Below are 22,558 nucleotides of genomic sequence, written 5' to 3'. Positions count from 1 at the left end.
CGACCCCCTGGTGGTGTTCGTGGTGGAGGACTCCCCGCCGGAGGGCGGGGAAGGCGGCGCCCGGTGCTAGGGCTGCGGGGACGCCTCGGTGAGCGGGCCCTGGCTCACCTGGCCGCGTAGGCCCCATCCGCGCTCCTCGTTGACCTCCTGCTGCCTTCCGAAGGCACCGATGAGGGCGATGACCCCGCAGATCAGCGCGACGAGGATGAGTCCGCCGATCACCGCGGGCCACACCTGCTGGCGACGGCGCCAGTACCGGCTCGAACCGTACAGCAGGGCCGAGCGCAGCTGGCGGTGCCGCAGTGCGTCCGCCTGGAGGACGTACTTCTCCTCGTCGGGCGTGTAGTGGAACGCCTCGGGAAGCTGCGGATCCGGATCCGCGGGGGCGGGCGACGGGGACGGGGACGACATCGCCGATCAGCTTACTAGAACAGCCCGTCGAGGTAGCGGGTCAGCCGCTCGTAGTTGTCCGCGGTGCTGCTGGTCGCGGAGATCACCTTGGCGAAGGCGGCGTTGACCTCGGAGAACTGGGTGTCGAACTCGGTGGCCTTGGCCTGGAACTGGGAGCTGCCGGAGCCCTCCCACTGGCTGACGGTGCTCTCCGACTGCTCGTTGATCTGGCTCATGATGGCCGAGAAGCGGCCGAGGTGGGCCTGCTGGTCCTCGGCAAGGCCCTGCAGGCCGGCGACATCGCCGTAGACGTCGAACTGGGCACCCATGGGGAAACGCCTTTCTTGGGGAGGTTTCGGGGAGAGGGGGAACGCCTCAGGCGTTGACCGGGCGGGAGAGGCCGCCGAGGTCGCTTCCGGCCTGGGAGAAGTCGGAGCTGGAGTCGGTGTCGGTGATGTTGAACTGCTGCTGGCCCTCGTTCAGCTTGATGCCGTTCTGGCTGCACCAGTTCATCAGCTCGTCGAAGCGCTCGGTGAGCTGCTCGCGGGCCTCGCGGAAACGGGCGAGCGCCTCACCCTGCAGGGCGTCGGCGTCGTTGCTCATGTCCTGGATGAGCTGGTTCATCTGGGTGCGGATGCCGTCGGACTCCTGTCCGAGCTGCTCACCGCCCGTCGCGAGGCTGTTGACGTTTTCAAGACCGACGTGTGACATCTGGGCCTTTCCCGGAAGAGTGGGGGTGAAGGATCCGCCTCCGCTCCGTGCACCTGGGGTTCGTGTGGCCACGGTGGAGAGGGGAGATTACGGACGATAGTAAGGATCTCATCTCTCGGTCAACGAAGGAGTGCCTCCCGTGAGCTCGGGGCGGAGTGGGGATTCTCCCGGCCCGCCGGACGAACCCGATCGCCCCGCGGGGAGTCGAAAGCCCGTGACGGGCGCTTCCTCGTGGCCGCCCTCCCGGCGTGCGCGACGGTGTCCTCGCCCCGGCCGGGGGCCGGGGTGCGCGCGGAGGGGGTTGGCCACTTCCGGCCACGGGACGGTGCGCCGTCGGTTCTCGGCCCCCGCCGGTTCCGGGCCCGGTCACGGGCGGCCGTCTCCGCAGTCGACGTAGTCGTCGATGCTGGCCGTGTACTCCTCCTGGGAGTCGAGGGCGTCCCGGAACTCGTCCATGTAGGCGTCGACGAACTCCTCACCGCTGACGGTCTCGCCGCACCAGGTGACCTCGTTGAACTCCATGGCGTCGATGAGGGCGTCATCGATCTTCGCGAGGCTGGTGACCTCCTCGGTGCGCCATTCGTCCTTGTCGAGTTCGACGGTGTATCCGTCCTCGGCCTTCTGAAGGATTCGGGTGTCGAACAGTCTGTCCCGGCTGCCGGTGATGTTCTCGGCGACTTCTTCGGGGTCGTTCTCGGTGAGCATGCGGTCGAGTGTGCGCACCATGACTTCGCGCTCGACCCAGAACTCGGAGACGTAGTCCGGCGGCAGCCCTCCCCTTTCGGGTCCGGGTTTGGGTTCGGACGTGGAGCACGCGGTCAGCGCCGTGCACATGGCAAGGGCTGGCGCCAAGAAGGTGGATGCACGGCCCTCACGGCGATTCAACGGTTCCTCCGAGGACCGGTTCACGCGGCTTCGAGGTTCAAGCGCGGTCACGGTCGGCCGTCACCGCAGTCGACGTAGTCGGTGATGCTGGCCGTGTACTCCTCGTGGGTGTCGAGGGTGTCCCAGAACTCGTCCATGTAGGCGTCGACGAATTCCTCGCCGGTGACGGTCCCGCCGCACCAGGTGACCTCGTTGAAGTCAGTGGCGTCGACGAGTGCGGCATCCACTCTGCCAATGTGGCCGACCTCGTCGGTCGTCCACGCGTCCTTATCGAACTCGACGGTGTATCCGTTCTCAGTCTCTTGGAGGACTCGGGCTTCGAACAGTTTGTCCCGGCTGCCGGTGATGTTGTCGACGACTTCTTCGGTGTCGTTCTCGACGAGCATGCGGTCGAGGACGTGCAACATGACTTCCCGTTTCACCCATGAGCGGGAGACGTAGTCCGGCGGGAGCCCTCCTCTTTCGGGTTCTGGTTCGGGCTCGGAGGTGGAGCATGCGGTCAGCGCCGTGCACATGGTCAGGGTGGCCGCTAGGAAAGCGGATGCGCGGCCCTCATGGCGAATCAAAGGTTCCTCCGAGGTGTGGCGGGTGCGGAATCTGTTCGGTTCCCCACTGGTTCATCATTTCTCGGATTCTTCGTCTGGCTTGTCGAAACCTGAGACTTCTCCATTGAAGTAGTCTCTCGTCTCCTTGTAGGAGCCCGTGTATACGTCGACGAATTCATCCACCCATGTATAGCTGGGGCCGTCGCGCTCGACGGGCTCTCCGTGATCATCCATGTATTCGGCGCGCATATGCGTCGTGTCCATGACTCCGGAGAGGGCGTCGTCGACACTGTCGAGGCCATCACTGTCCAACTCTGACCAGTTGGTGCCCTTATCGACGCTGATGGTGACGTCCTGGTCGAAGACGAAGTCGTTGGTGATGTCGGAGGCGCTGAGCACCTGGCCGTCGCGTTCGATGGTCACCACGCCGCTGTCGACCAGAGACCTGAAATCACCGCGTTGCGTGTCGTCCTGGAACGCCTGGGGGTTGTTCTGTGCCAGGTAGTCGAGGGTTTCCATCTGGAAGTTGCGCAGGACGGTCTCCTCACTGGTGTAGACGGGGAACCGGGGAGAGACCTCGTACTCGCCGTCGACGACCGCGTTCACGATGCTGTCCTGGCCGAGTTCCAGCCCCATGGACACGGCCGTGCCGATGACCGGAATGCTCTCGGACAGACCCGCCGCCTCGCCGACGACGAACTCGGTGATCTGTGTCTGGCGCTCGATGGTCTCGTCCAGGTCGGCGCCGCGGTCCTCGGACTCCAGCCACAGGGCCCGCTCCAAGAGGCCCTGAAGCTGCCCGGCACCACGTGCGGCAGTCGTCTCGTTTCCGGTCTCCAGGAAGGCGAGCGACTCGATCTGCTGGTAGGCGTGCACGGAGTTGACGGCGCGTCCGGCGGACTCGTCGTTGCCCATGAGGAGTTGCATGTACATGGCCCGCTCCTCGGGACCCATCTCCACGTAGTTCGTCTTCGGGTCGAACTCCCCGATGCCCGAGCCCGACACGTCCTCGCCGTCCAGCACCTCTCCGTTGGCGAAGCTGTAGATGTGCGCGTCGAAGACGTCGGCGAGGCTGTCGGCCAGCTCCCCGTTGAACTGGGTGAACGAGGCGTTGGAGTACTCGTTGTCCCCCTCGGTGACGTCCACACCGGTGTTGGTGAGGGCCTCGTGCATGTCCGGGGCGGTGACGGTCTCCATGAACCCGGCGAAGGCGTTCCCCGCGCGCTCGCGCACCTCGGTGTCCTCGCTGTGGATGTCCTCGGCGAGCCAGTCGGTGAGCTGGCGCGCGGTGTGGCCGTCGTCGTGCCACTCGTAGGTGAGCGTGCCCTCCAGCGCCCGCGTGCGCAGGTCCGCGTCGCCGTAGTCGACGCCCTCCTCCTTGTTGATGTGCTCGCCGGTGAGCATGTAGTAGTTGGCGTCCGTGTTGCGGCTGGCCGCGTCGATGATGTGGGAGACCTGTTCGGAGTCCGGCATCACCCCGTCGGGGTCGGGCGTGTCGCCCCAGGCGTCGAGGAACGCTCCGGTGGTCAGGTGCAGGTTCGTCGACAGCCCGTAGCCGCCCTCCAGGTCCTCGTCGGTGTGTTCGAGGAAGGCGGAGAGCGCCTTCATGTCCATCCCCACGCTCACGGGGGTCCCGGGAAGCTTGTTCTCCGCGTCGGGGTTGATCCAGCTCCCCTCCACGGCGTACCGGAAGCTCTCGGGCAGTCGGTCGTACCCCCCGCCGAGAGACGGGTCCGAGAGCGCGAGCAGTCCGTCGCCGAGTACGCCGAGGGCGTCCTCCCTCTCCTCGTCGCTCATACCGGACTCGGACATGAGGTCGGGGTAGACCATGATGCCCGCGCCGGCCCCGTTCCGGCGGTAGGGCTCCTCCAGGTGGGAGTAGAACTCCTCCAGGAACGCGATCTCCCCGTCGCCGGGCTCCGTGCCGTTCTGCTGGTTCTGCCGGGCGCTGGTCCCCACCATCGAGAGCACGAGCATGATCTCGTGGTAGCGGTCGTCCAGCGGCTTCTCACCGGACCAGTAGGCGGAGAGCTCCTCGGCGTACTCCTCGGCGTTCTCGGGCGTGAGCTCGCTGTCCTCGATGAGCGAGGAGTAGCGGGAGGGGTCGAGGTTGAGGAACGCCCAGTTGGCGTTGCCCGCCTCGATGAGCTTGCGGACGTTCTCCGGGGTCGGCCCCTGTTCGAGCATCCCGCGAACCTCCTCGGCACCGTCCTGGAGGCGCTGCCAGTTGGTCTGCTCGCGGGTGGTGAGCCCCTCCTGCACGGTGACGAGCTCGTCGTAGAGGGTCCGGCACCGCTGTTCGTCCCCGGCGCCCCAGTCCGTCCAGAGGAAGCCGTCGGCCTGGGGGTGGGACGAGGTGATGTGGTCGTCCTGGTACTTGGAGGGGACGGCGTTCTCCTTCTCCGTCCTGCTGCTCTCCCAGCTGGTGATCTGGGCGTCGCGCTCGTCGTGGAACGCCTTGACGATGTCCGCCCACATCTCGGCGACCGAGGCGGCGTAGGTGACGGAGACGGCGGCGTCCCGCCAGTTCTGCACGTCCTCCTCGGACAGGCTCTGGATGTCCCAGGCGATGACGTCGGTGAACTCGCCGGCGGCCGAGTCGAAACCCCCCTTGAGGTCGTCGGCCCGGCCGAGGATGCGCGCGTTGAGGATCTCCAGGTCCGCCGCGCAGTCGTACATGGGCTTGGACCCGTAGTGGAAGTCGCGGGGGACGAAGACGAGAGCGAAGGTTGCCACGGTTTTCCTCGGAGGGGCTGCGGGCGGGGAAGGAAGGGGGAGGGGGCGGGGCGGCGGACGGTGCCGTCAGTCCTCGAAGTTGATGTCCCGGTGGGACTCCCAGGGGTGGTCGAAGCCCTCCGAGCTGTCCAGGTCGTTGCGCGCGATCTCCGCCGCGCCCGCCTGGACGTTGTCGGCCAGCGCCAGACCGAGCCCCTGAACGTCGATGAGGGCCTGGGCGGTGCTCTCCTTGAACGCGGTGAACCCGGCCCTGACGTCGTCGTGGCCGGAGGCGCCCTCGGCGTCCTCCATGAGGAGGTCGAACGCGTCGGCGAGTCCGGCCATGGCGGCCGCGAGGGTCTCGGCGTACTCGCCGCCCTGCATTCCCTCGATCGGGTTGCCGCCCGCTTCGGTGGTCATGTGGGGGTCTCCTCTGTCTTCCGGCACGGAACTCACTGGGAGGGGACGCGGTGCCCTCCACGCACGGAAAGCCCGTCCGCGGCCGTCGGCGCGGGCGGAACGGGTCCGGATGAGGGGTGGGACGCGCGGGTGGGGGCAGGAGTTCCGCGGTTCCCGTGAACTCCCGGGGATAGTACCGGGAGGGGGGTTTCGTGTGTACCCTCCGCCTCCGGACGTTTCCCGCTGTTCACGAGGAGGCGGGCCTCCCGCCGCCCTCCGTCCCCGACGGCTCAGTCGGAGGGGCGGCGCTGGGGTCGGCGGCCACGGGTTCCCGGACCCAGCGCACCACCAGCGGCCAGCCGTTCAGGGAGGCGTCGTGGAAGCGGGGGAAGACCTCCTCGGCCTCGGCCACCGCTCCCTCCTCCAGGTCCACCCGGAACCAGGCCTCGCCGGTCTGGAGCAGGACCGCGTCGCGCTCGGGCGAGGGCGCGTACTGCACCACCGGCCCGTCGCTCTCCTCCAGGAGCCGGGTGGCCGTGTGGCCCTCTCCCTCCACCGTCACCAGGTACGCGCCCGCCGGGGCCTCCCCGCCCCCGGTGACGTCGGGGCGCAGCAGGGCGGTGCCCTCGCCCCACACCAGGGAGCCGTCGAAGGTCTGCCACTGCCCGCCGTCGATGTTGAGGGTGGCGTTGACGACGCTCCCCGCGGTCTCCCGGACCACGAGGCTGCCGGTGCCGGAGGCGTTCTTCTGCCGGGTCGGCACGCTGTTGCGGATGTGCAGTGCCCCGTCGGGGGTGAGTGACCAGTCGCTGGGCCGCTGGCCGGGTCCGAACGGCAGGCTGCCCTCCTGGTTGGGGGTGCCCGTGGGAGCGTCCAGCGGCACCGACAGCACCTGGGGCGGGGCGCCGTCCTGTGTGTTGTCGGAGACGAACCAGAGCCGGTCGCCGTGGATGACCGGCTGGGACAGGACCTCGTTCGCCGAGGGGGTGACGGATTCGACCGGCTGGTAGGAGACCTCCGCGGCACCGGACCCCTCGGCATCCGGCTCCTCGGTGCCCGACCCCTCGGCGCCGTCCTCCCCGTGCTCGGTGAGGACGGCGACGTGCACGGCGTTGGGCTCCGTGGTCGCGTAGGCGAAGAAGGTCCAGTCCTCGGAGAACTGGGAGTGCACGTGCAGGTTCGGGGCCACCGGGTCGACCGCCCCGTCGGGCAGCGCGATCCGGTGCGCCGGCCGGCCGGTCTCGGGATCGTGGAAGACCAGGACCTGGTCGGTCTCCGGATCCCCGCCCCCGAACCCCCGGTGCAGCAGGGCCAGTCCGGACAGCCCCTCCTCGGCCAGCTCCTCCACGGTCTCGGCGGAACCGTCGGAACCGCTCGACGTGCCGGTGCAGGCGGTGAGGGCGAGCAGGCACACGGTCGAGGCCAGGGCGAGGGGGCGCCGCATGGAGCTGCCTTTCGGGGGACGACGGGGACACGGAGGGTGGGATCACCCCAAGGGTGTCATGGTTCGGTTCGGGCGGGCGCACCCCGGGCCGGTGCCGCCGGCCGGCGCGGTCCGCCTTCCCCACCCGCTCGGAGGCGCCCGGAAGGGGACCGCGCGCGTGACGGGGCCGTCCGGTGTGGCCGGATCCGGCCACACCGGGGGCGAGGGGCGGCCGGTCCTTCCGGGCCTCCCGAAGGACCGCGCCGGTCAGGCGGGCGGCTCGCTCCATCCCACCTGGACCAGGTCCGGGCGCTGGCCGCGGCGGGCCAGCTGGGCGCGTCCGGTGGGCAGCTGCCTGGACACCGTGCCGTTGGCCAGGCGGCCCTCCATCCGGTCGCCGGAGAACAGCATGCCCGGTGTGGCCATGTCGCTCAGCGCCTGCAGCACCGGTTCGAACATGGCCCGGGCCGATCCGCCCGTGCGGCGCGCCGCGATGATGTGCAGCCCCAGGTCGGAGCCCTGCGGGATGAACGGGGCCAGCGGCGCGAGCGGGTTCGACCGTGCCCCCAGCATGTCCATGTCGTCCACCACGACGTACAGGTCCAGGCCCTTCCACCAGCTGCGCTCACGCAGCTGCTTCGGCGTCACGTCCGGTCCCGGCAGGCGTTCCTTGAGCGATCCCGCGAGGTTGGTCGCGACCGCCTTGGCCTGGTCCGCGCTCGTGCAGTACGCCAGCAGGTGCTCCTCGGGGACCAGTTCCAGGTGGCTGCGCCGGAAGTCCACCATGACCACGCCGATCTCGGTGGGCGGGCGCCGCACGATCTGCTTGACCAGCCCGCGCAGGAGCGCGGTCTTGCCGGTCTGCGGATCGCCGAACACCACCAGGTGCGGGTCCCGCTCCAGGTTCGTGGTGACCGGCGCCAGCGTGCTCTCGGCCATGCCCAGCACCAGCTCGCCGCCGCGGCGGCCGGCCGGTGTCCGGCGGCCCTTGAGCAGGTCGTCCAGCTCCACCCGGGAGGGCAGGGTCTTGACCCCCTGGACGGCCTTGTGCGGCCACCGCTCCTCGACCCGTTTGACCAGGTCGCGGATGCCGTCGGTGACGTCCTCGTCGCTGGCCGACCCGTCCACGCGGGGCAGGGCCACGTGCGTGTGGTGCTCGTCGGAGGTCAGGCCGCGGCCCGGGGTGTCCTTGGGAAGCGCCTCGGCGGCCTTGCGGCCGATCCCCGAGTCCATGGGGTCGCTCAGCCGCAGCTCGAACCTGCCGCCGAAGAGCGCCTGCAGCCGGGACCGGATCTGCGAGGACGCGGCGCCGGTCAGGATCGTGTGCACGCCCAGGGACGGACCCCGCGTCGCGATGTCCATCAGCACCTCGTCGGCCTCGTCGAAGGTGTCGCGCACCGACGACCAGCCGTCGATCATCAGGAACAGGTCGCCCACCACGCTCGCGGGGACCGAGCCGTCCGCGCGCGCCTGGCGCAGCGCGGCGGGGGAGTCCAGCTTGTACTTGCGGAACACGCGCTGGCGCCGCTCCAACTGGGCGCGTACGTCCACCAGGACGCGCTGCACCTTCTCCGGGTCGGCCCGGCCGGCCACACCCGCCACGTGCGGCAGCCCGTCCATCGCCTGGAGCGCGCCGCCGCCGAAGTCGATCGCGTACACGCCCACCCGTCCCGGCGGGTACCGCCACGCCAGGCCGGCGATCACCGTGCGCAGCAGCGTCGACTTCCCGGACTGGGGCCCGCCCAGGACGATGACGTTGCCCTCGGCGCCGGTGAAGTCCAGCTCGGCCGGGACGATCCGCTGCTCCCTGGGGATGTCGGTCAGGCCGATGACGGCCCGCATGTCGGAGGGCTCGGGCTCGGTGCCGGCGCCCTCCAGGTCCTCGCCCTCGCCCAGCTCGGTCAGCACCCTGTCGAGGGTGAGCAGCTCCGGCAGCGGCTCCAGCCAGATCGGCCGGACCTTGTCCGCGCCCGACGCCACCAGCTGGTCCACGGTGACCTGGAGCGTGGTGCGCTTGCTCTCCTTGGCCCTGGACTCCTCGTTCCTGGCGCGCATCGACTCCACGAGCGACTCCACCAGCGACCCCGCCCCGGTCACCTTGCTCAGCCCGTTGTAGGACAGCAGCGGGAGCACGGGTTCGTGCTCCTCCTTCTCCTCCTTGACCGGCGGCGTGTAGGGCTGCGACACCATCGCCGCCTTGAAGCGCTCGAAGACCGAGGTGTCCACCTTCAGGTAGCCCGACCCCGGCTCGGGCGGCAGGTGGTAGGCGTCTCCCACACCGATGGCCTCGCGGCTCTCGGCCTCGGAGAACGTGCGCAGGCCCACGCGGTAGGACAGGTGCGACTCCAGCCCCTTGAGCTTGCCCGACTCCAGCCGCTGGGTGGCCAGCAGCAGGTGCACGCCGATCGACCGGCCGATCCGGCCGATGGCCACGAACAGCTCGGCGAAGTCCGGGTGCGCGGTGAGCAGCTCGGAGAACTCGTCGATGATGATCAGCAGGTGCGGCAGCGGCTCCAGCTCCGGGTTCTCCTCCCGGGCCGCCTCGTAGGCGTGCAGGTTGGGCAGGTTGCCCGCGTTCTTGAGGAGCTGCTGGCGGCGGACCAGCTCGCCGAAGGTCGCCTCCCGGAACCGCAGGACCAGCGAGTCGTCGTCGGCCAGGTTGGTGATCAGCCCGGCGCTGTGCGGCAGGCGGTCGGTGTCGGCGAAGGTCGCGCCGCCCTTGAAGTCCACCAGCAGCAGGGCCAGCGACTCCGGCGAGTGGTTGATGACCAGCGACGCCACCATGGTGCGCAGCATCTCCGACTTGCCCGAACCCGTCGCGCCGACCACCAGGCCGTGCGGTCCCATGCCGCCGAACGCCGACTCCTTCAGGTCCAGCAGGACCGTGTTGCCGCTCGGCCCGACGCCGATCGGCACCCGCAGGTAGTCGCCGGTGCTGCGCTTGCGCCAGGTCTGCCGGGTGTCCAGCCGGGCGACGTCGGACACCCCCAGGATCTCGGGGAGGCCGACGGTGGCGTGCATGGCGTCGTCGCTGTCGGTGACGGCGATGCCGTACGGGGCCAGGATGCGGGCCAGCGAGGTCAGGTGCGCGACGCTGGACCGGTCCGCCCGGCCCTCGATCGGCGGGTACGGGGAGTCCTCGTCCGCGCCCGGACTCTCGGTGTCCTCGGTCAGCGTGCCGTCGGCGTCGATGTGCAGCCGCAGGTCCACCGCCTCCGGCTCCTCGCGCCGGTCCGACACCAGGGCGATCACGTGGATGCCCAGGTCGGCCAGGGAGTTCACGGGCGGCTCGGCCTGCAGGCCGGACAGGGTGGACTGGTGCTCGCCGTCCAGGACCACGACCAGGCGCCGGGTGCCCGGGCCGGGAGGGGCGCCCCGGCGCCGCTGCAGGTCGACGGTGCGCCGTTCGATCTCGTCGGAGAGCAGTTCGGCGACCTGGACGGTGTTCACCGACACGAACCGTGCGGGCATCGGCCCGTCCTCGGCGTCGTCGAAGGTGTTGTGCGGCAGCCACTTCAGCCACTCCCACTGGGGGCGCAGCCGGTTGTCCCGCACCACGCCGATCCGCAGGTCGTGTGGGGAGTGGAAGGTGGCCATCTGCGCGACGAGCGCGCGGGCCAGCCCCCGTCCGGCCTCGCGGTCGCCGATGATCGAGACCACGCCGTGCTCGCGCAGCGGGACGACCAGCGGCATCTCCGGAACGTTCGCGTACAGCTCGATGAGCTGGTCGGCCGAGCCCTGGCAGACGGGGTCGTAGACGATCAGCGGCGACGAGGTGTCGACCTTGAGCTTGAGCCGGCGCGCCAGGGGGCGCGTCCCGGTGCCCGCGCGCAGGTCCAGGAAGTCCGGATCGGAGGCCCGCCGCTCCCACCGGCGCGCCCGTGACCGGGCAGGCTCGGTGAGCAGCTCCGGGTCGGGGTGGCGGAACGCGTTGTCGGCGCGCTGGGTGGAGGCCACGTCCCGGACGATCCCGCGCAGCTGGTCGAGGTAGTCGACGTAGCGCTCGCGCTGCTCGCGGATGCGCTTGCGCGGGCCGTTGTGCTGGGCGACGAACATGATGATGCCGACGACCACGCTGGCCATCATGATCATCACGCCCGCCACGGCCATCAGGGGCCGGTGTCCCATGGTGATGGACATCAGCAGGGAGCCCGAGCCGGTGATGATCGGCATGATGATCATCGCGCCGGAGCTCGACGCGGGCGGGTTCTCCGGCATCTGCGGTGGGGTCGCGATGACGAGCGGGGTGTTCCCGGGGGCAGTCGGGACGCTTCGAGCCGGGCGGGGGACAGGTCTCGTCGCCACAGGGATCTCTTTCGGTCCGCCTACGGGGGCTGGTGTCTGGGTGGCTACGCTATGAATGATCCCGCGAACCCCGCGAATCACCTAATTCGCATCCGTCCTTCCCCCGAGGGCGACAGGCCTTCCGAGGGCGGCCAACCCTCCCCCGAGGACGACCGACGCCCATGACGACGACAAAGGAACCATTGGTGTGAGTGGATACTGCCGGGTCACGGTCACCGGGCCGGAACGCTGGGCTGATCTGGCACTTCCCGGAACGGTCCCCGTGGCCACGCTGATGCCGCGCATCATCGAGGTCTGCGCCTCCGAGGAGGAGGGAACCGAGCCCGCGGCGTGGACGCTGAGCACCATGGACGGCGCGCCGGTGCACCCGGACGAGCCGCTGGAGAGCGCGGGCGTCTACGACGGCGACGTGCTGGTGCTGGACCGCCGCACCGCGCGGAGCAGGCCCGCGCACGTGGACGACGTCCGCGGCGCGGTCGAGGACCGCGTCGACGAGACCGCGCACATCTGGAACCCGAGGACGACGCTGTCCTTCGGGCTCCTCGTCGCGGCGATCGGCCCCCTGCTGCTGTTGGGGCTGATGGTGTGGCTGAACCCGTCCGCCGGCCACCTGGGGATCGCCGCGGGCGGAACCCTGTTCACCATCGCGGTGATGCTGCTCGCCGCCCGCAGGCCCCTGCCCGTCGTCGCGCACGTGCTGTTCGCCACGGCCTGCGTGTGGGGCGCGGTCACCTCGGTCCTCGCCGCGAACCTGGTGACCGGCGCGGACCCGCTGGTGATGGCGGCCTTCGCGCTGTCCGGTGCGCTGCTGGTGGCGGTGATCGGCTGGGCGATGCACGAGACCGGACTGGCCTACATCTCCGGGCTCGGCGTGGTCGCGGTGACGGCCGGGGTCCTCGTGCTGGTGGGGATCTTCGTGGAGCCGGTGCAGGGCGTTCGGTCCATGGGCCTGGCCCTGGCGCTGTGCGTGGGCGCGCTGCCGCGCGTGGCGATGGTGATGGGCGGGCTGTCGGGGCTCGACTACGAGGTGGGGCGCTCGGGCCAGGTCCCCACGGAGCGGTTCGAGGACACCTACGGAAACACCGACCGGCTGCTGCTGGGCATCGTGCTGGGTGCGGCGGTCAGCGGCGGCGCGGTCACCGTGCTGCTGGCCTGCCTGGCCACGGGCCTGCCCGACCTGCTGCTGTGCGGTCTGCTGTCGGTGCTGCTGGTGCTGCGCTCGCGCCTGTTCGACCGGATCCGGCACGTGCTGCCGCTGCGCCTGGCCGGTGTGCTCGGCATGGGCGCGACGGGCGTCGCGGTCGTGGGCGAGTACGCGTTCCTGGCCCCGTGGCTGCCGCTGGCCGCGCTCGTGGCGGGGGTCGTGCTGGGCGTGCTGAGCTGGGTGCGGCTGACCGACGTGCCCCGGGCCTCGCTGCGCCGCATCCTCAACTGGACCGAGGTCCTGGTGATCATCGCGATGTGCGCGGTGTTCGCGTGGGGGATGGGCCTGTTCGCCTTCGTGCAGCGCATGTCCGCGTAGTAACGACGGCCCCTCGGCGCGGTCGCGCCGGAGAATCCGTGTGTACGCGAACCAGTGGGAACGGTCGGTCGGCCAGACGTACTCCCGGCGTCGGGATGGATTCCCGCCGGGGCGGTCCCCTAGGAAGAACGGCGGCCGGCCCCGGCCGACCACATGGATTTCCCGGAGGCCCTCCACGAGGTTTTCGAGGACGCCTCCGTCCATGCCGGCGGCCCTCGTAGCGTGCTCGGTGCTGTGGGCCTGCTGGAGAACGGCGAGGGCCTCCACGGTGAGGACCGGTGGGGCTGAGGAGTACGGACGGGAAGAGGGGGATGGTGATGACTAGATCCCGTTCATGGGGAACGGTGTCGTTGTTCTGCTGTCTCGGGACTGCCCTGTCCGCGTGTTCGTTCATCAGTGGCGGGAGAGAGGTGGACCATCGTGTCCACGAGGGGGAGGTCCCCGCACACTCGGTGCCGACCTCGGTTTCGGAGGTCGCCTGGGAATGGAGGACACCGGAGGAGTACGGCAGCCTCCAGGAGGTGCTTCCCGACAGGGCCGGGCCCGTGATGGTCATGGGTCGCGGCGTGGCCGGACTGGACGGGGCCACCGGGCAGGAGTTGTGGCACTACCGGGTGGAGGACGGTGGTGTGCGGCGCGTGTGGACCACACCGGGAGGCCAGGATGTCCTGCTGGGCGTGCCGGGCGGTGAGGACGAACCCGACACCATGGTGCTGCTCGACGCGGGGACGGGTGAGCTGATCGCCGAGCACGACACCGACCTCGAAGGGGGGACCGTCCACACCGCCGCGGTCACCTCGCATGTCGGTGTCCTCGTTTCCCAGGAACGGGACATGGTGGAGGGCTTCTCACTGCGTGACGGCGAACATGCCTGGACCTACGAGCTTCCGGACCGTGCGGGCAGTGCCGGTGTCGCGCATGAGGAGGTGGTGCGTGCGGGGGAGACGGTCGTGGTCATGGCGACCTACTACGACCACACCCTGGAGGACGAATCCGTCCGCCAGTACGACCAGGTGATGTTCGCGGCGGCTCTGGACGGGGAGACCGGTGAGCCCCTGTGGGAGCTGGAACAGGAGTTCGCCTACGACATGCTGCTCGACGTGGAGTCCGAGGTCTCCCCGTCGAAGGAAGCGCTCTTCCTCGGAGTGAGGGCTGGGGCTGAGTACGATCTCCTCGTCGATCCCGCCACGGGTGGGGAGATCGGGGGCGCGGCCTACCAGGACCGGGAACGGTACCCCGTGGGGCTGCTCGATGACGGGTACGTGGAGACCGCCGTCGACTATGACGAGGGCACGGTCGGGTACTGGCACATGTCCTTCGAGGGGGAGGAACTGGCTTGTCTGGAGACGCGTTCACGCCCGGGGGAAGACGGCATCGGTCGTGGGCTGCTCTTGGAGGAGGGTGTGCTCCGGCCGGACCACCTGACCGGTCCGGATCTGGACCGAGGGCCGGTGGACGTGGAGTTCGCGCGGTGGAACAGCGAGGACGAGCCCCTGGTCCTGAACGCGGACATGACCGTCAATGAGGAGTGGTGGTTCGAGTCCGAAGGTTCGGTCACGACGCTGCCCGACTCTCCGGTACTGGCCTTGGTGCCCGGTGCGGTGGTGGTCACCGAGGAGAACCCGGGTCCTTGGACCGTCGTCGGGTTGACCTGATACCTCCGAGGCCGGCCAGGCCCCGCCGGATGCCCGCACCGGTACGAGGGGTGCCGTGACCATGGACGTGATGTACGAGCGCTGCGTGGGGATCGACGCCGGCCCGTCGCGTGCTGGGGTGCCGGGGTCCCGTGGTCCGTGTGACGGGCCCGCTCGGCGGGACGGCCCCGGGGCGCGGGCCGACCCGTCAGCCGTTCCGCTCCGCCTTGCGGACCTCCTCCCGGACGGCCCGGTTGCGGCGGCGGCGCGCCTCGCGGACCGAGACGCCCACGATGCGGGTGGCCGCGGCGGCCGCGACCACGGCCAGCGGGATGGCGAGCATCGTGGCCGGCTGCCGGACGGCCTGGAACCGGGCCCCGTCGCGGTCGAGCACCAGGAAACCCGCGGGGCGGACCCGGACGAAGCCCGTGCCCCCGGCGCCGTCCCCGACCGCCGTGAAGAGGCTGCTGGAGCCCCCGCCCATGACGGTCAGCGCGGTGACCCGGGCCACCGGGACGACCGTGGTGCCCTCCGAGGCCACGGGGTCGCCGAACACCGACGCGGACCGCGCCGACGCACCGGTGTTCTCGATCAGCCTGGCCAGGGCGGACAGGGCGGGGCTGCCGCGGCGGGCGAGGGCCTCGCGGGCGCGGCGGGCGACGGCGGTGCCTGGCATGGTGGATCCCTCCGGGGACGGATACGGGATCCCACGCTACAGCGCGGATGCCGCGCCACGGAGGCATGGCGGGCTCCCGGCGCGTTCGGGGACCTGTGCTCCGTCAGGTGCGCCGGGTTGCGGAACGCTGGGTGAGGGCCCGTACGTACCGGGCGATACGGTGTTCCCCTCATTCCCGAGGAAGAAGGAAACCCGTGTCCCCTGCACCCCACCTGACGAAGAGCGCGGCCGCCCTGGCCGCGGGCCTGGTCCTCCTGCTGGCCGCCTGCGGCGGAGGGGAGCCCGAGCAGGACGCGGAGGCCCCGGACACCGCGGCGGCCGACACGGAGGGAGCGCCCGCGCAGGCCCCGCGGGAGACCGCCGAACTGCGCGACCCGGTGGAGATGGCCCCCGACGACCTGTGCACCGTGCTCTCCGCGCAGACGCTGGACGAACTCCTCGGCGCGGAGGACCTGCGCAGTGACCCCCAGACCACCACGGGCACGCCCGATCCGCAGGACCTGGAGGAGCTCGGCCGGCTGCGTATGGCCTGCCTGCTGGTGTCGGCGGGCGGGGCCACGCTCCAGTTCGACATGGAGATCCACGAGGGGCCCTACGTCGGGAGTACCCTCCCCGACGTCACCGAGGAGGAGGCCGACCCCGGGGTCGACCTCGGCGACTTCGCGGTCACCGGCACCGGTGGGGACGGGGCGGAGGTCACCGTGGTGGAGGGCCAGGTCCTCGTGCACGTCGACTACTCGCGGACGGGGGGAGGCGACGAGGACGAGATGCTCGACGGCGCCCTCCTGGCGGCCGAGGAGCTGCTCGCCTCGGTCGGCTAGTTCCTGGGCGGGCCCGGAGGGGCCGCCTAGAACAGCGGCGGCCCGACGGCCTCCAGGGTCCGCGGATCCACCAGGACGACGCGGTCCTGCGGGGTGACCGCGGCCAGCACCTCGCCCCCGGGGTGGAAGGACACGCTCATGAAGGGGACGGCGTCCCCGTTCCCGGCGGCGAGGTCCTCGCCGGTCCCCACGTCCCACACGTGGCTGGTGTGGTGGGTCTCGCCGTCGGCGAAGCCCCCCTCGACGCGGAACCAGCTCGCGTAGACCCTGGATCCGTCGGGGGAGAGCTCGGCCCCCAGGTAGTACGGGTCCTCCGCGTCCGCGAACCCCGGGATCTGGAAGGACGCCACCTCGGTGCGCTCGGCGTAGTCCCACCACACGACCCGGTCGCCGTCGAGGTGGAGCACCTCGTCGCTGTCGGGCACGACCGCGAACCCGGGGTGGGAGACCCCGCGCACGGTGTGCAGCTCCTCGCCGGTCCGCGCGTCCCAGACGGTGATCGTGCCGCCGTCGCTGGTGGCCACGCGCCCGGAGCCCGCGAACGCCGTCTCGGAGGCGAGCGCGGGGGCGACGGCGCCGGCCTGCTCGCCGGTCCGCGTGTCCACCAGGCCCACGTTCGGGGCCTCCGCGTTCCCGCTCGGCTCCAGGGCCACGCCCAGCAGCGTCCCGCCGGGCCCGAACGACACGCTCCCGGCGTCGCGCGGCCGGGCGGGCCAGGCCCCGTCCACCGGCCCCCGCTGCGGGCCCAGGTGCCGGACGGTGGTCCCCGACGGCAGGTCGAAGGTGGTCGCCACCGACACCGGGTACTCCTGGTCCTCGTAGGGGGTGGGCACGACCGCGGCGACCATGCACCCCACGGGGGCGAACACCGGGGCCACCCCGGGGCGCACCGCGTCCGCGAGCCGGGCGACCTCCTCGCGTTCACGCCAGTCCCACACCATGAGCCCGGTGTCGGACGCGGTGACGGCCAGCAGCTCCCCGTCGGGGCTGAACGCCGTGTCCCACGCGCTCACCCGTTCCCCGTCCACCTCCTCCTCCGGTGCCGGGTACCCGACACCGTCCCCGCACGCGGCGTCGGTGATCATGCCGGCCTCCTCCCCGGAGGCCTCCGGATCCCCGGAGGGCGGCTCGCGGTACTCCCGCACGGCGGCCCCGGCGACCACGGCCAGGGCGAGGCCGGCGGCGGACAGTGCCAGGACGCGCCCCCACCGGTTCCTCCTCCCCGTTCCGCCGCCCTCATCATCGTCGTCACCAGCGGTCTCGCCAGTCTCCTCGGGCCCGTTCGCCCTGTCCGTACCATCCATCCCACCGGTGCCCGCGGTGGCCAGGGCCTCACGTTGGCGCCCCGCCGCCTCGCGGACGAGCGCGAGCACCTCCGGAGGCCACGGCCGCGGGTCGGGGTCCCCGTCACCACCGAGCATGCGCACCAGGTCAAAGGAGCTGGGCCGCAGCGCCGGCCCCCGCCGCAGACAGGCCTCCACCAGCCCGCGCAGCTGGAGCGGGACCCGGGGGAGTCCGGGCGCGCCCTCCACCCCGCTCGCCGCGAACGACACCGTGGCCGCCCACGCGAACACGTCCGTGGCCGGGGCGGTCCCGCCCTCGGGCGCGGCGAAGGACGGGTGCGGTGCGCGCTGCCCGAGGTCGGCCAGGGCCCACTCCATGCCGAGGTCGGCGAGCAGCGCCGACTCCTGGGAGAGCACCACGCCCTCCGGCCACGGCGACCCGTGGACGAGGCCCGCCGCGTGCAGGTCGGCGAGCCCCCGCGCCAGGGCCAGGGCCAGGCCGTGCAGCGCCCCCGCGGGCAGCGGCCCGTGTGCGCGCACCAGGTCGGCCAGGCCGGGGCCGAGCGGCCGGTCCACCGCCGCCCACTGGACCGCGCCGCCGGTGTCGGCGTCGCGTAACCGGCACACGTACGGGCTCTCCGACCCGTACGCGTCCTCCACCATCCGCGCGAACGCCGCGCGGAAGCGGGGGTCGGCGGCGTGCTCCGAGCGCACGACACGCACCGCGACGGGGCCCTCCCCGGTCGCCGCCCCCAGGTAGGCGCGCACGTACGCGTCCCCGACCAGGCGGGCGCGGAGGCGGTAGGGGCCCACGGAGGGCGGGTCGTGGGGGTGGAGGGGGAGCATGGGTCCTCACAGTGTCACGGCGGCGGGAACGGGGGCGGCGGGAGGGCGGGGCGCCGGGTCAGCCGATGCTGGCGACCAGGTCCAGCTCCTCGGGGTCCAGGATCCACAGGGGCGCGTGCTCCAGGGGCAGGCCCGCGACGACCTCGCCCCGGGGGTGCACGGTGATCCAGCCGACGTACTCCCGGTCCTCCCGCGCGGTCAGCTCCTCCCCGCTGGAGAACTCCCACACCTTCGTTCCGTAGAGCTCCCGGTCCTCCGGCGAGACGAGCACCTGGCCGGCGGTGTAGCTGGCGTACAGCCGGTCGGCCGCCGGGTTCAGGGCGATCTCGCTCAACCCGTTCTCCGGTACGACGGCGGGCTCGAAGACCCGCGGCTCCCCCTCGTCGAGGAAGTTCTCGTGGACGATCCCGGTCTCGGTCATGTACAGGACGTCGCCGTCGTCGCCCGGCAGCTCCAGGTTGTCGCCGAATCCCGCGTCGGCCCCCTCGGCCGTCAGGAGGCGCTCCCCGCTCCCGGCGTCCCACACGCCCACGGCGCCCGCGTGGTTGACGGCGGCCACGTACGCGCCGTCCAGGGAGACCGTGACGCTGTGGGGGCTGCCGACCCCCTCGTAGAGCCCGGTGACCTCGTCGGTCTCCAGGTCGACCCGGAGCAGGGCCGAGTCGAACGCGCCGGCGTCGGTCAGCAGCAGTTCCCCGCCGTCCCGGGAGAAGGCCATCGTGCCGACCTTCGTGCCCTCCTGGTACACCGTGTGCTCCCCCGTCTCGAGGGTGTACACGTGTGCGCCGTCCTCGGCGGCGTAGCCGATCCGGCACCCGTCGGGGCTGAGGACGGGCGCGCCGCCCAGGGGCGCGATCTCCGCCTCGATCCGGGCGGTCTCGACGCCCTCCCGCCAGTCCCACAGCACCAGCCCCTCGGTGCCGCCCGCCGCGAGGACGCGCCCGTCGGCGGAGAACGCGGTGCTGACCATCGAGGTCGACGGCAGGCTCGGCGGGTCCTGGGCGGCCCGGACGAACTCGGGGGCGATGTGCTCGGTGACGTCGCAGACCTCCCGTCGGCCGGGCTCCTCCGGGGAGGGCCCCTCCTCCCCGCCGCCGGGACCGGCGGTCGCCCACGTGCCCACACCGACGGTGAGCAGCAGCGCGGCCGCCGCCCCCGACACCAGGAGGCGCCGCCTCCGGCGCCGGCGGCCGTCCCCCGGAGGGGGACCGGTGCCCGCGGTCTCCCCGGGCCCGGCGGGACCCGCGTTCCCCCCGGCCCCGGCGGGGTCCCCCTCTCCCTCCGGCCCCGTGGGATCCGCCGTCCCCTCCCTCCCGGCGGACTCGACGGCCTCCCGGTACTCCCGGCCCATGCGCTCCACGACCTCGACGGCCGACGGAGGCAGCCAGGCCCCGGCACCGGACGCGGGACCGACGGGCCCGCCCAGGGAGCCGAGCACCCGTGCGGCGTCGGGGCGCCGTGCGGGGTCCTTGTCCAGGCACTCCGCGACGAGCCCGCGCAGCGACCCGGGCACCCCCGTGAGCACCGGGGCCTGGTGGGCGATGCGGTACATCACCGCCGAGGGGTGGCCCTCGCCGAACGGACCGGTGCCGGTCAGCGCGTACACGACCAGCCCGCCGAGCGCGAACACGTCCGAGGGCGGCCCGCCCGGTTCCCGCCGGACGTCCTCCGGGGCCATGTAGCCGGGCGTGCCGATGATCCGGCCGCCCTCCTCCCCGACGAGGCGGGCGATACCGAAGTCGATCACCTGCGGGCCGGACGCGGAGACCATCACGTTGCCGGGCTTGAGGTCGCGGTGGACCATCCCGCCCGCGTGCACGCGCTCCAGGGCCTGGGCGACGCCGCGGGCGGCGAACCGCACCGCGTGCTCGGGCAGCGGACCGGTGAGCTGCACGAGGTCGTGCAGGGAGGGCCCCATCACGTACTCGGTGGCCATCCAGGGCGTCTGCGCGGAGGGGTCGGCGGCCAGCACCCGCGGGGTGTGGGCGCCGTGCACCTGGCGGACGAGGTCGAGTTCGCGCGCGAAGCGCTCCCGAAAGTGCGGGTCGTAGGCGTACTCGGCGCGCACCACCTTGACGGCGGCGGACCCGCCCTCCGGGTCCAGCCCCAGGTAGACACGGCCCATACCGCCGGCGCCCAGCAGGGCGGCGGTCCGGTACGGACCGACCCGGCGCGGGTCGCCGGGGGCGAGGTGTCGCATGGGCCCCTCCGGTCAGGTCAGCTCGTTGACGATGGCGTAGTCGGAGTCGAGGACCAGCACGCGCCCGCCGCCGTCGGCGACCGTGGCCAGGTACTCGTCCCCGGGGTGGGCGCCCATGGGGGCGTACACCATCACGTCGGCGTCGCGGAGGAGCTCGCCGCTCCGGGCGTCCCACACACTGCCCCGGTCGTCGTCCCAGCCGTAGTCCCCCGCGTACACCCTGGCGCCGTCGGCGGAGTAGCCGACGCCGGTGACGGTCTCCTGCCCGGGGGAGGGCTCGGCGAGGGGGAGGACGACCTCGCCGGTGGCCAGGTCGACGACGTCGACCCGGCGCGCCCCGCTCTGGAGCGCCATGGTGCGGCTGTCGGGGGACAGCGCGAAGGAGTAGGAGTCCCCGCCCTCGAACAGGTGGAGCCGCTCGCCGGTCGCGGGGTTCCACACGGCGACGCCGACGTACTCCCCGTAGCCGGGCTCCATGACGGTCCCGACCAGTAGGGAGTCGTCCGGGGTGTAGCTCAGGCGGGTGAGGACGCCGTCGACGGGGAACTCCGCCTCCGGGGTCCCCGACGCCACGTCCCAGACCTGGATGAGGCGGTCCCCGTCCGGGACGCCGCCCTCGGCGGCGAGCACGGCCACCCGGGACCCGTCGGAGGCCAGGGCGGGCGTGTCGTAGAAGCCGAGGCCCCGGTTGTCCTCGCCGAAGCTGTTGACCTCGTTGTCGCTGGTGCCGTCCCAGACCCGGATCCGGTCGTTGTAGGTGGCGGCCACGTGGTCGTCCGCGCCGATCTGGGCGCCGCCGGGGACGGGCTCGAACACGTCGACGGGCTCGCCCGTCCGCCAGTCCCACGCGGACAGGGACATCCCGAACACGTACAGGGTGTCGCCGTCGGCGGAGAAGTCGACCTCGTAGATCCACCCCTCGAGGCCGGCCTCGGGTGCCTCCTCCGACGGCCCGCCGGAGGGAGAGGGTTCACCGGAGGGGGAGCCCATGATGTGGACGCCGGGATCGACGGCGCCCCAGGGGTTGGCCACGGACAGCGTGGCGGCGGTGGCGCAGACGGCCAGGACGGCAGCGGCGGCGGAGAGGGCGGTGGCGCGGCGCCGCCACCACGGGCGCTCGGCGCGGTCGGCCGGGGCGCCCTCCGGGGCGTCCCTCGGGGCGGTGTACGCGGGGGCGCCGCCGGAGCCGGATCGCGCTCCGGTGGCGCCCGTGCCCGGCGGCCGTTCCGCGTCCGCCATCGGGACGGTGGTGCGCTCGGCCTCGTCGGCCCTTCGGGACTCGCCCTCGCGCGCCTCGATCTGCCGGGTGACCGGCGAGGGCAGCCAGCCGTGCTCGGCCGGGGGCAGCGGTAGCTCGGACAGCCTGCGCCCGACCTCCTCGGCGTCGGGGCGCCACCGGGGGTCCTTGGCGAAGCAGCGGGCGAGCAGGTCGCGTATCGGGCCCTCGGGGACCGCTTCCAGGCGGGGATGCCCGGACATGACCCGGCGCAGCATGGCGGCGGCCGGGCCGGGGCCGAAGGGGGGCTCGCCGCCGGCGGCGAAGACCACCGTGCCCGCCAGGGAGAACACGTCGCTGCGGGGGGTGACGCCCCGGCCGGCGATCTGCTCGGGGGAGGTGTAGGCCGGTGTGCCGAAGGTCTGGCCGGTACGGGTGAGGACGGTGCCCTCGACGGCGCGGGCGATACCGAAGTCGATCACCTGCGGGCCGCGCGGGGAGAGCAGCACGTTGCCGGGCTTGAGGTCGCGGTGCATGAGTCCGGCCGCGTGGATGCCCTCCAGGGCGCGGGCCAGGCCCAGTGCCAGGACCAGCAGCGACGGCTCCGGGAACGGGCCGCCCGCCTCCACCGCCTCCTTGAGGGTGGGGCCGGGGACGTACTCGGTGGCCATCCACGGCACGTCCGCCTCGGGGTCGGCGTCCACGACGGCGGGGGTGAAGGGGCCTCGGACGCTCTGGGCGACGCGGACCTCCCTGGCGAACCTCGCGCGGAACAGGATGTCGTGGGCGAGGTCCTCCCTGACCGCCTTGAGGGCGCACAGGTGGCCGTCGGGGGTCCGCGCCAGGTACACCCTGCCCATGCCGCCGGCGCCGAGACGGGCCAGGACCCGGTGCGGGCCGATGCGCTGGGGGTCGTCGGGGGCGAGGGGCTGCACGGCGGTACGTGTTCCTCACTGCGTGGAGAGGACGGGTGCCTGTTCCCACCGG

At 72.1% G+C, this 22,558-nt stretch carries 16 protein-coding genes; 3 read left to right on the top strand and 13 right to left on the bottom strand.

Going from position 1 to position 22,558, the window contains the following annotated elements; translation table 11 throughout:
- Positions 1-66: 66 nt before the first annotated feature.
- From A6A08_RS24140 to eccCa, 9 genes are all read right to left on the bottom strand, one after another.
- Positions 67-411 carry a hypothetical protein gene (locus tag A6A08_RS24140; protein ID WP_073704924.1) on the bottom strand — a complete coding sequence of 115 codons (345 nt, stop codon included), beginning with the start codon at positions 409-411 and terminating at the stop codon, positions 67-69.
- Between the two features lie 14 nt (positions 412-425).
- Positions 426-719 carry a WXG100 family type VII secretion target gene (locus A6A08_RS24135; RefSeq protein WP_073704923.1) on the bottom strand — a complete coding sequence of 98 codons (294 nt, stop codon included), beginning with the start codon at positions 717-719 and terminating at the stop codon, positions 426-428.
- A 46-nt stretch (positions 720-765) separates the two neighbouring features.
- Positions 766-1,101 (bottom strand): hypothetical protein, encoded by a 336-nt coding sequence (locus tag A6A08_RS24130; RefSeq protein WP_073704922.1) that lies wholly within the window; start codon positions 1,099-1,101, stop codon positions 766-768.
- Between the two features lie 366 nt (positions 1,102-1,467).
- Positions 1,468-1,953, bottom strand: coding sequence for a hypothetical protein (locus A6A08_RS24125; RefSeq protein WP_242422853.1), 486 nt, complete (start codon positions 1,951-1,953; stop codon positions 1,468-1,470).
- A gap of 80 nt (positions 1,954-2,033) precedes the next feature.
- The gene (locus A6A08_RS24120; RefSeq protein WP_338013140.1) at positions 2,034-2,372 is read right to left on the bottom strand and encodes a hypothetical protein; all 339 of its coding nucleotides are present in this window, start codon (positions 2,370-2,372) and stop codon (positions 2,034-2,036) included.
- 234 nt (positions 2,373-2,606) lie between these two features.
- Entirely contained in the window at positions 2,607-5,267 is a 2,661-nt protein-coding gene (locus A6A08_RS24115; protein ID WP_073704919.1) for a hypothetical protein, read from the bottom strand.
- A gap of 66 nt (positions 5,268-5,333) precedes the next feature.
- Entirely contained in the window at positions 5,334-5,666 is a 333-nt protein-coding gene (locus tag A6A08_RS24110) for a hypothetical protein (protein WP_073704918.1), read from the bottom strand.
- A 226-nt stretch (positions 5,667-5,892) separates the two neighbouring features.
- Positions 5,893-7,089: a hypothetical protein gene (locus A6A08_RS24105; protein ID WP_073704917.1), complete on the bottom strand. Its 1,197-nt coding sequence runs from the start codon at positions 7,087-7,089 to the stop codon at positions 5,893-5,895.
- 246 nt (positions 7,090-7,335) lie between these two features.
- Positions 7,336-11,304 carry a type VII secretion protein EccCa gene (gene eccCa, locus A6A08_RS24100; protein ID WP_378697788.1) on the bottom strand — a complete coding sequence of 1,323 codons (3,969 nt, stop codon included), beginning with the start codon at positions 11,302-11,304 and terminating at the stop codon, positions 7,336-7,338.
- A 256-nt stretch (positions 11,305-11,560) separates the two neighbouring features.
- Between eccCa and eccD the strand changes: the two genes are divergently transcribed.
- Both eccD and A6A08_RS24085 read left to right on the top strand, forming a co-directional pair.
- Positions 11,561-12,895: a type VII secretion integral membrane protein EccD gene (gene eccD / locus A6A08_RS24090; RefSeq protein ID WP_073704914.1), complete on the top strand. Its 1,335-nt coding sequence runs from the start codon at positions 11,561-11,563 to the stop codon at positions 12,893-12,895.
- Positions 12,896-13,347: 452 nt separating this feature from the next.
- A complete protein-coding gene (locus A6A08_RS24085) occupies positions 13,348-14,550 on the top strand; it encodes a PQQ-binding-like beta-propeller repeat protein (protein ID WP_242422851.1) in 1,203 nt (400 codons plus the stop codon).
- A gap of 187 nt (positions 14,551-14,737) precedes the next feature.
- Here the strand turns inward: A6A08_RS24085 and A6A08_RS24080 are convergent, their stop codons facing one another.
- A complete protein-coding gene (locus A6A08_RS24080; RefSeq protein ID WP_073704913.1) occupies positions 14,738-15,205 on the bottom strand; it encodes a GerW family sporulation protein in 468 nt (155 codons plus the stop codon).
- A 194-nt stretch (positions 15,206-15,399) separates the two neighbouring features.
- Here A6A08_RS24080 and A6A08_RS24075 point away from each other — a divergent pair, with 194 nt between their 5' ends.
- Positions 15,400-16,026, top strand: a complete 627-nt coding sequence (locus A6A08_RS24075) for a hypothetical protein (RefSeq protein WP_073704912.1) — start codon at positions 15,400-15,402, stop codon at positions 16,024-16,026.
- Between the two features lie 26 nt (positions 16,027-16,052).
- Here the strand turns inward: A6A08_RS24075 and A6A08_RS24070 are convergent, their stop codons facing one another.
- From A6A08_RS24070 to A6A08_RS24060, 3 genes are read right to left on the bottom strand one after another with little or no spacing between them, the layout of a single operon-like run.
- The gene (locus A6A08_RS24070) at positions 16,053-18,155 is read right to left on the bottom strand and encodes an acyl-ACP thioesterase (protein WP_073704911.1); all 2,103 of its coding nucleotides are present in this window, start codon (positions 18,153-18,155) and stop codon (positions 16,053-16,055) included.
- Positions 18,156-18,213: 58 nt separating this feature from the next.
- On the bottom strand, positions 18,214-20,355 hold the full coding sequence (locus A6A08_RS24065) for a WD40 repeat domain-containing serine/threonine protein kinase (RefSeq protein ID WP_073704910.1): 2,142 nt from the start codon (positions 20,353-20,355) through the stop codon (positions 18,214-18,216).
- Between the two features lie 12 nt (positions 20,356-20,367).
- Positions 20,368-22,506, bottom strand: a complete 2,139-nt coding sequence (locus A6A08_RS24060; protein ID WP_073704909.1) for a WD40 repeat domain-containing serine/threonine protein kinase — start codon at positions 22,504-22,506, stop codon at positions 20,368-20,370.
- Positions 22,507-22,558: the final 52 nt, after the last annotated feature.

This window comes from Nocardiopsis sp. TSRI0078 (genome assembly GCF_001905145.1).
Taxonomy (GTDB): Bacteria; Actinomycetota; Actinomycetes; order Streptosporangiales; family Streptosporangiaceae; genus Nocardiopsis.
The sequence above is the reverse complement of the archived record's forward strand: the minus strand, read 5'-3'. Positions and strand labels throughout refer to the sequence as shown.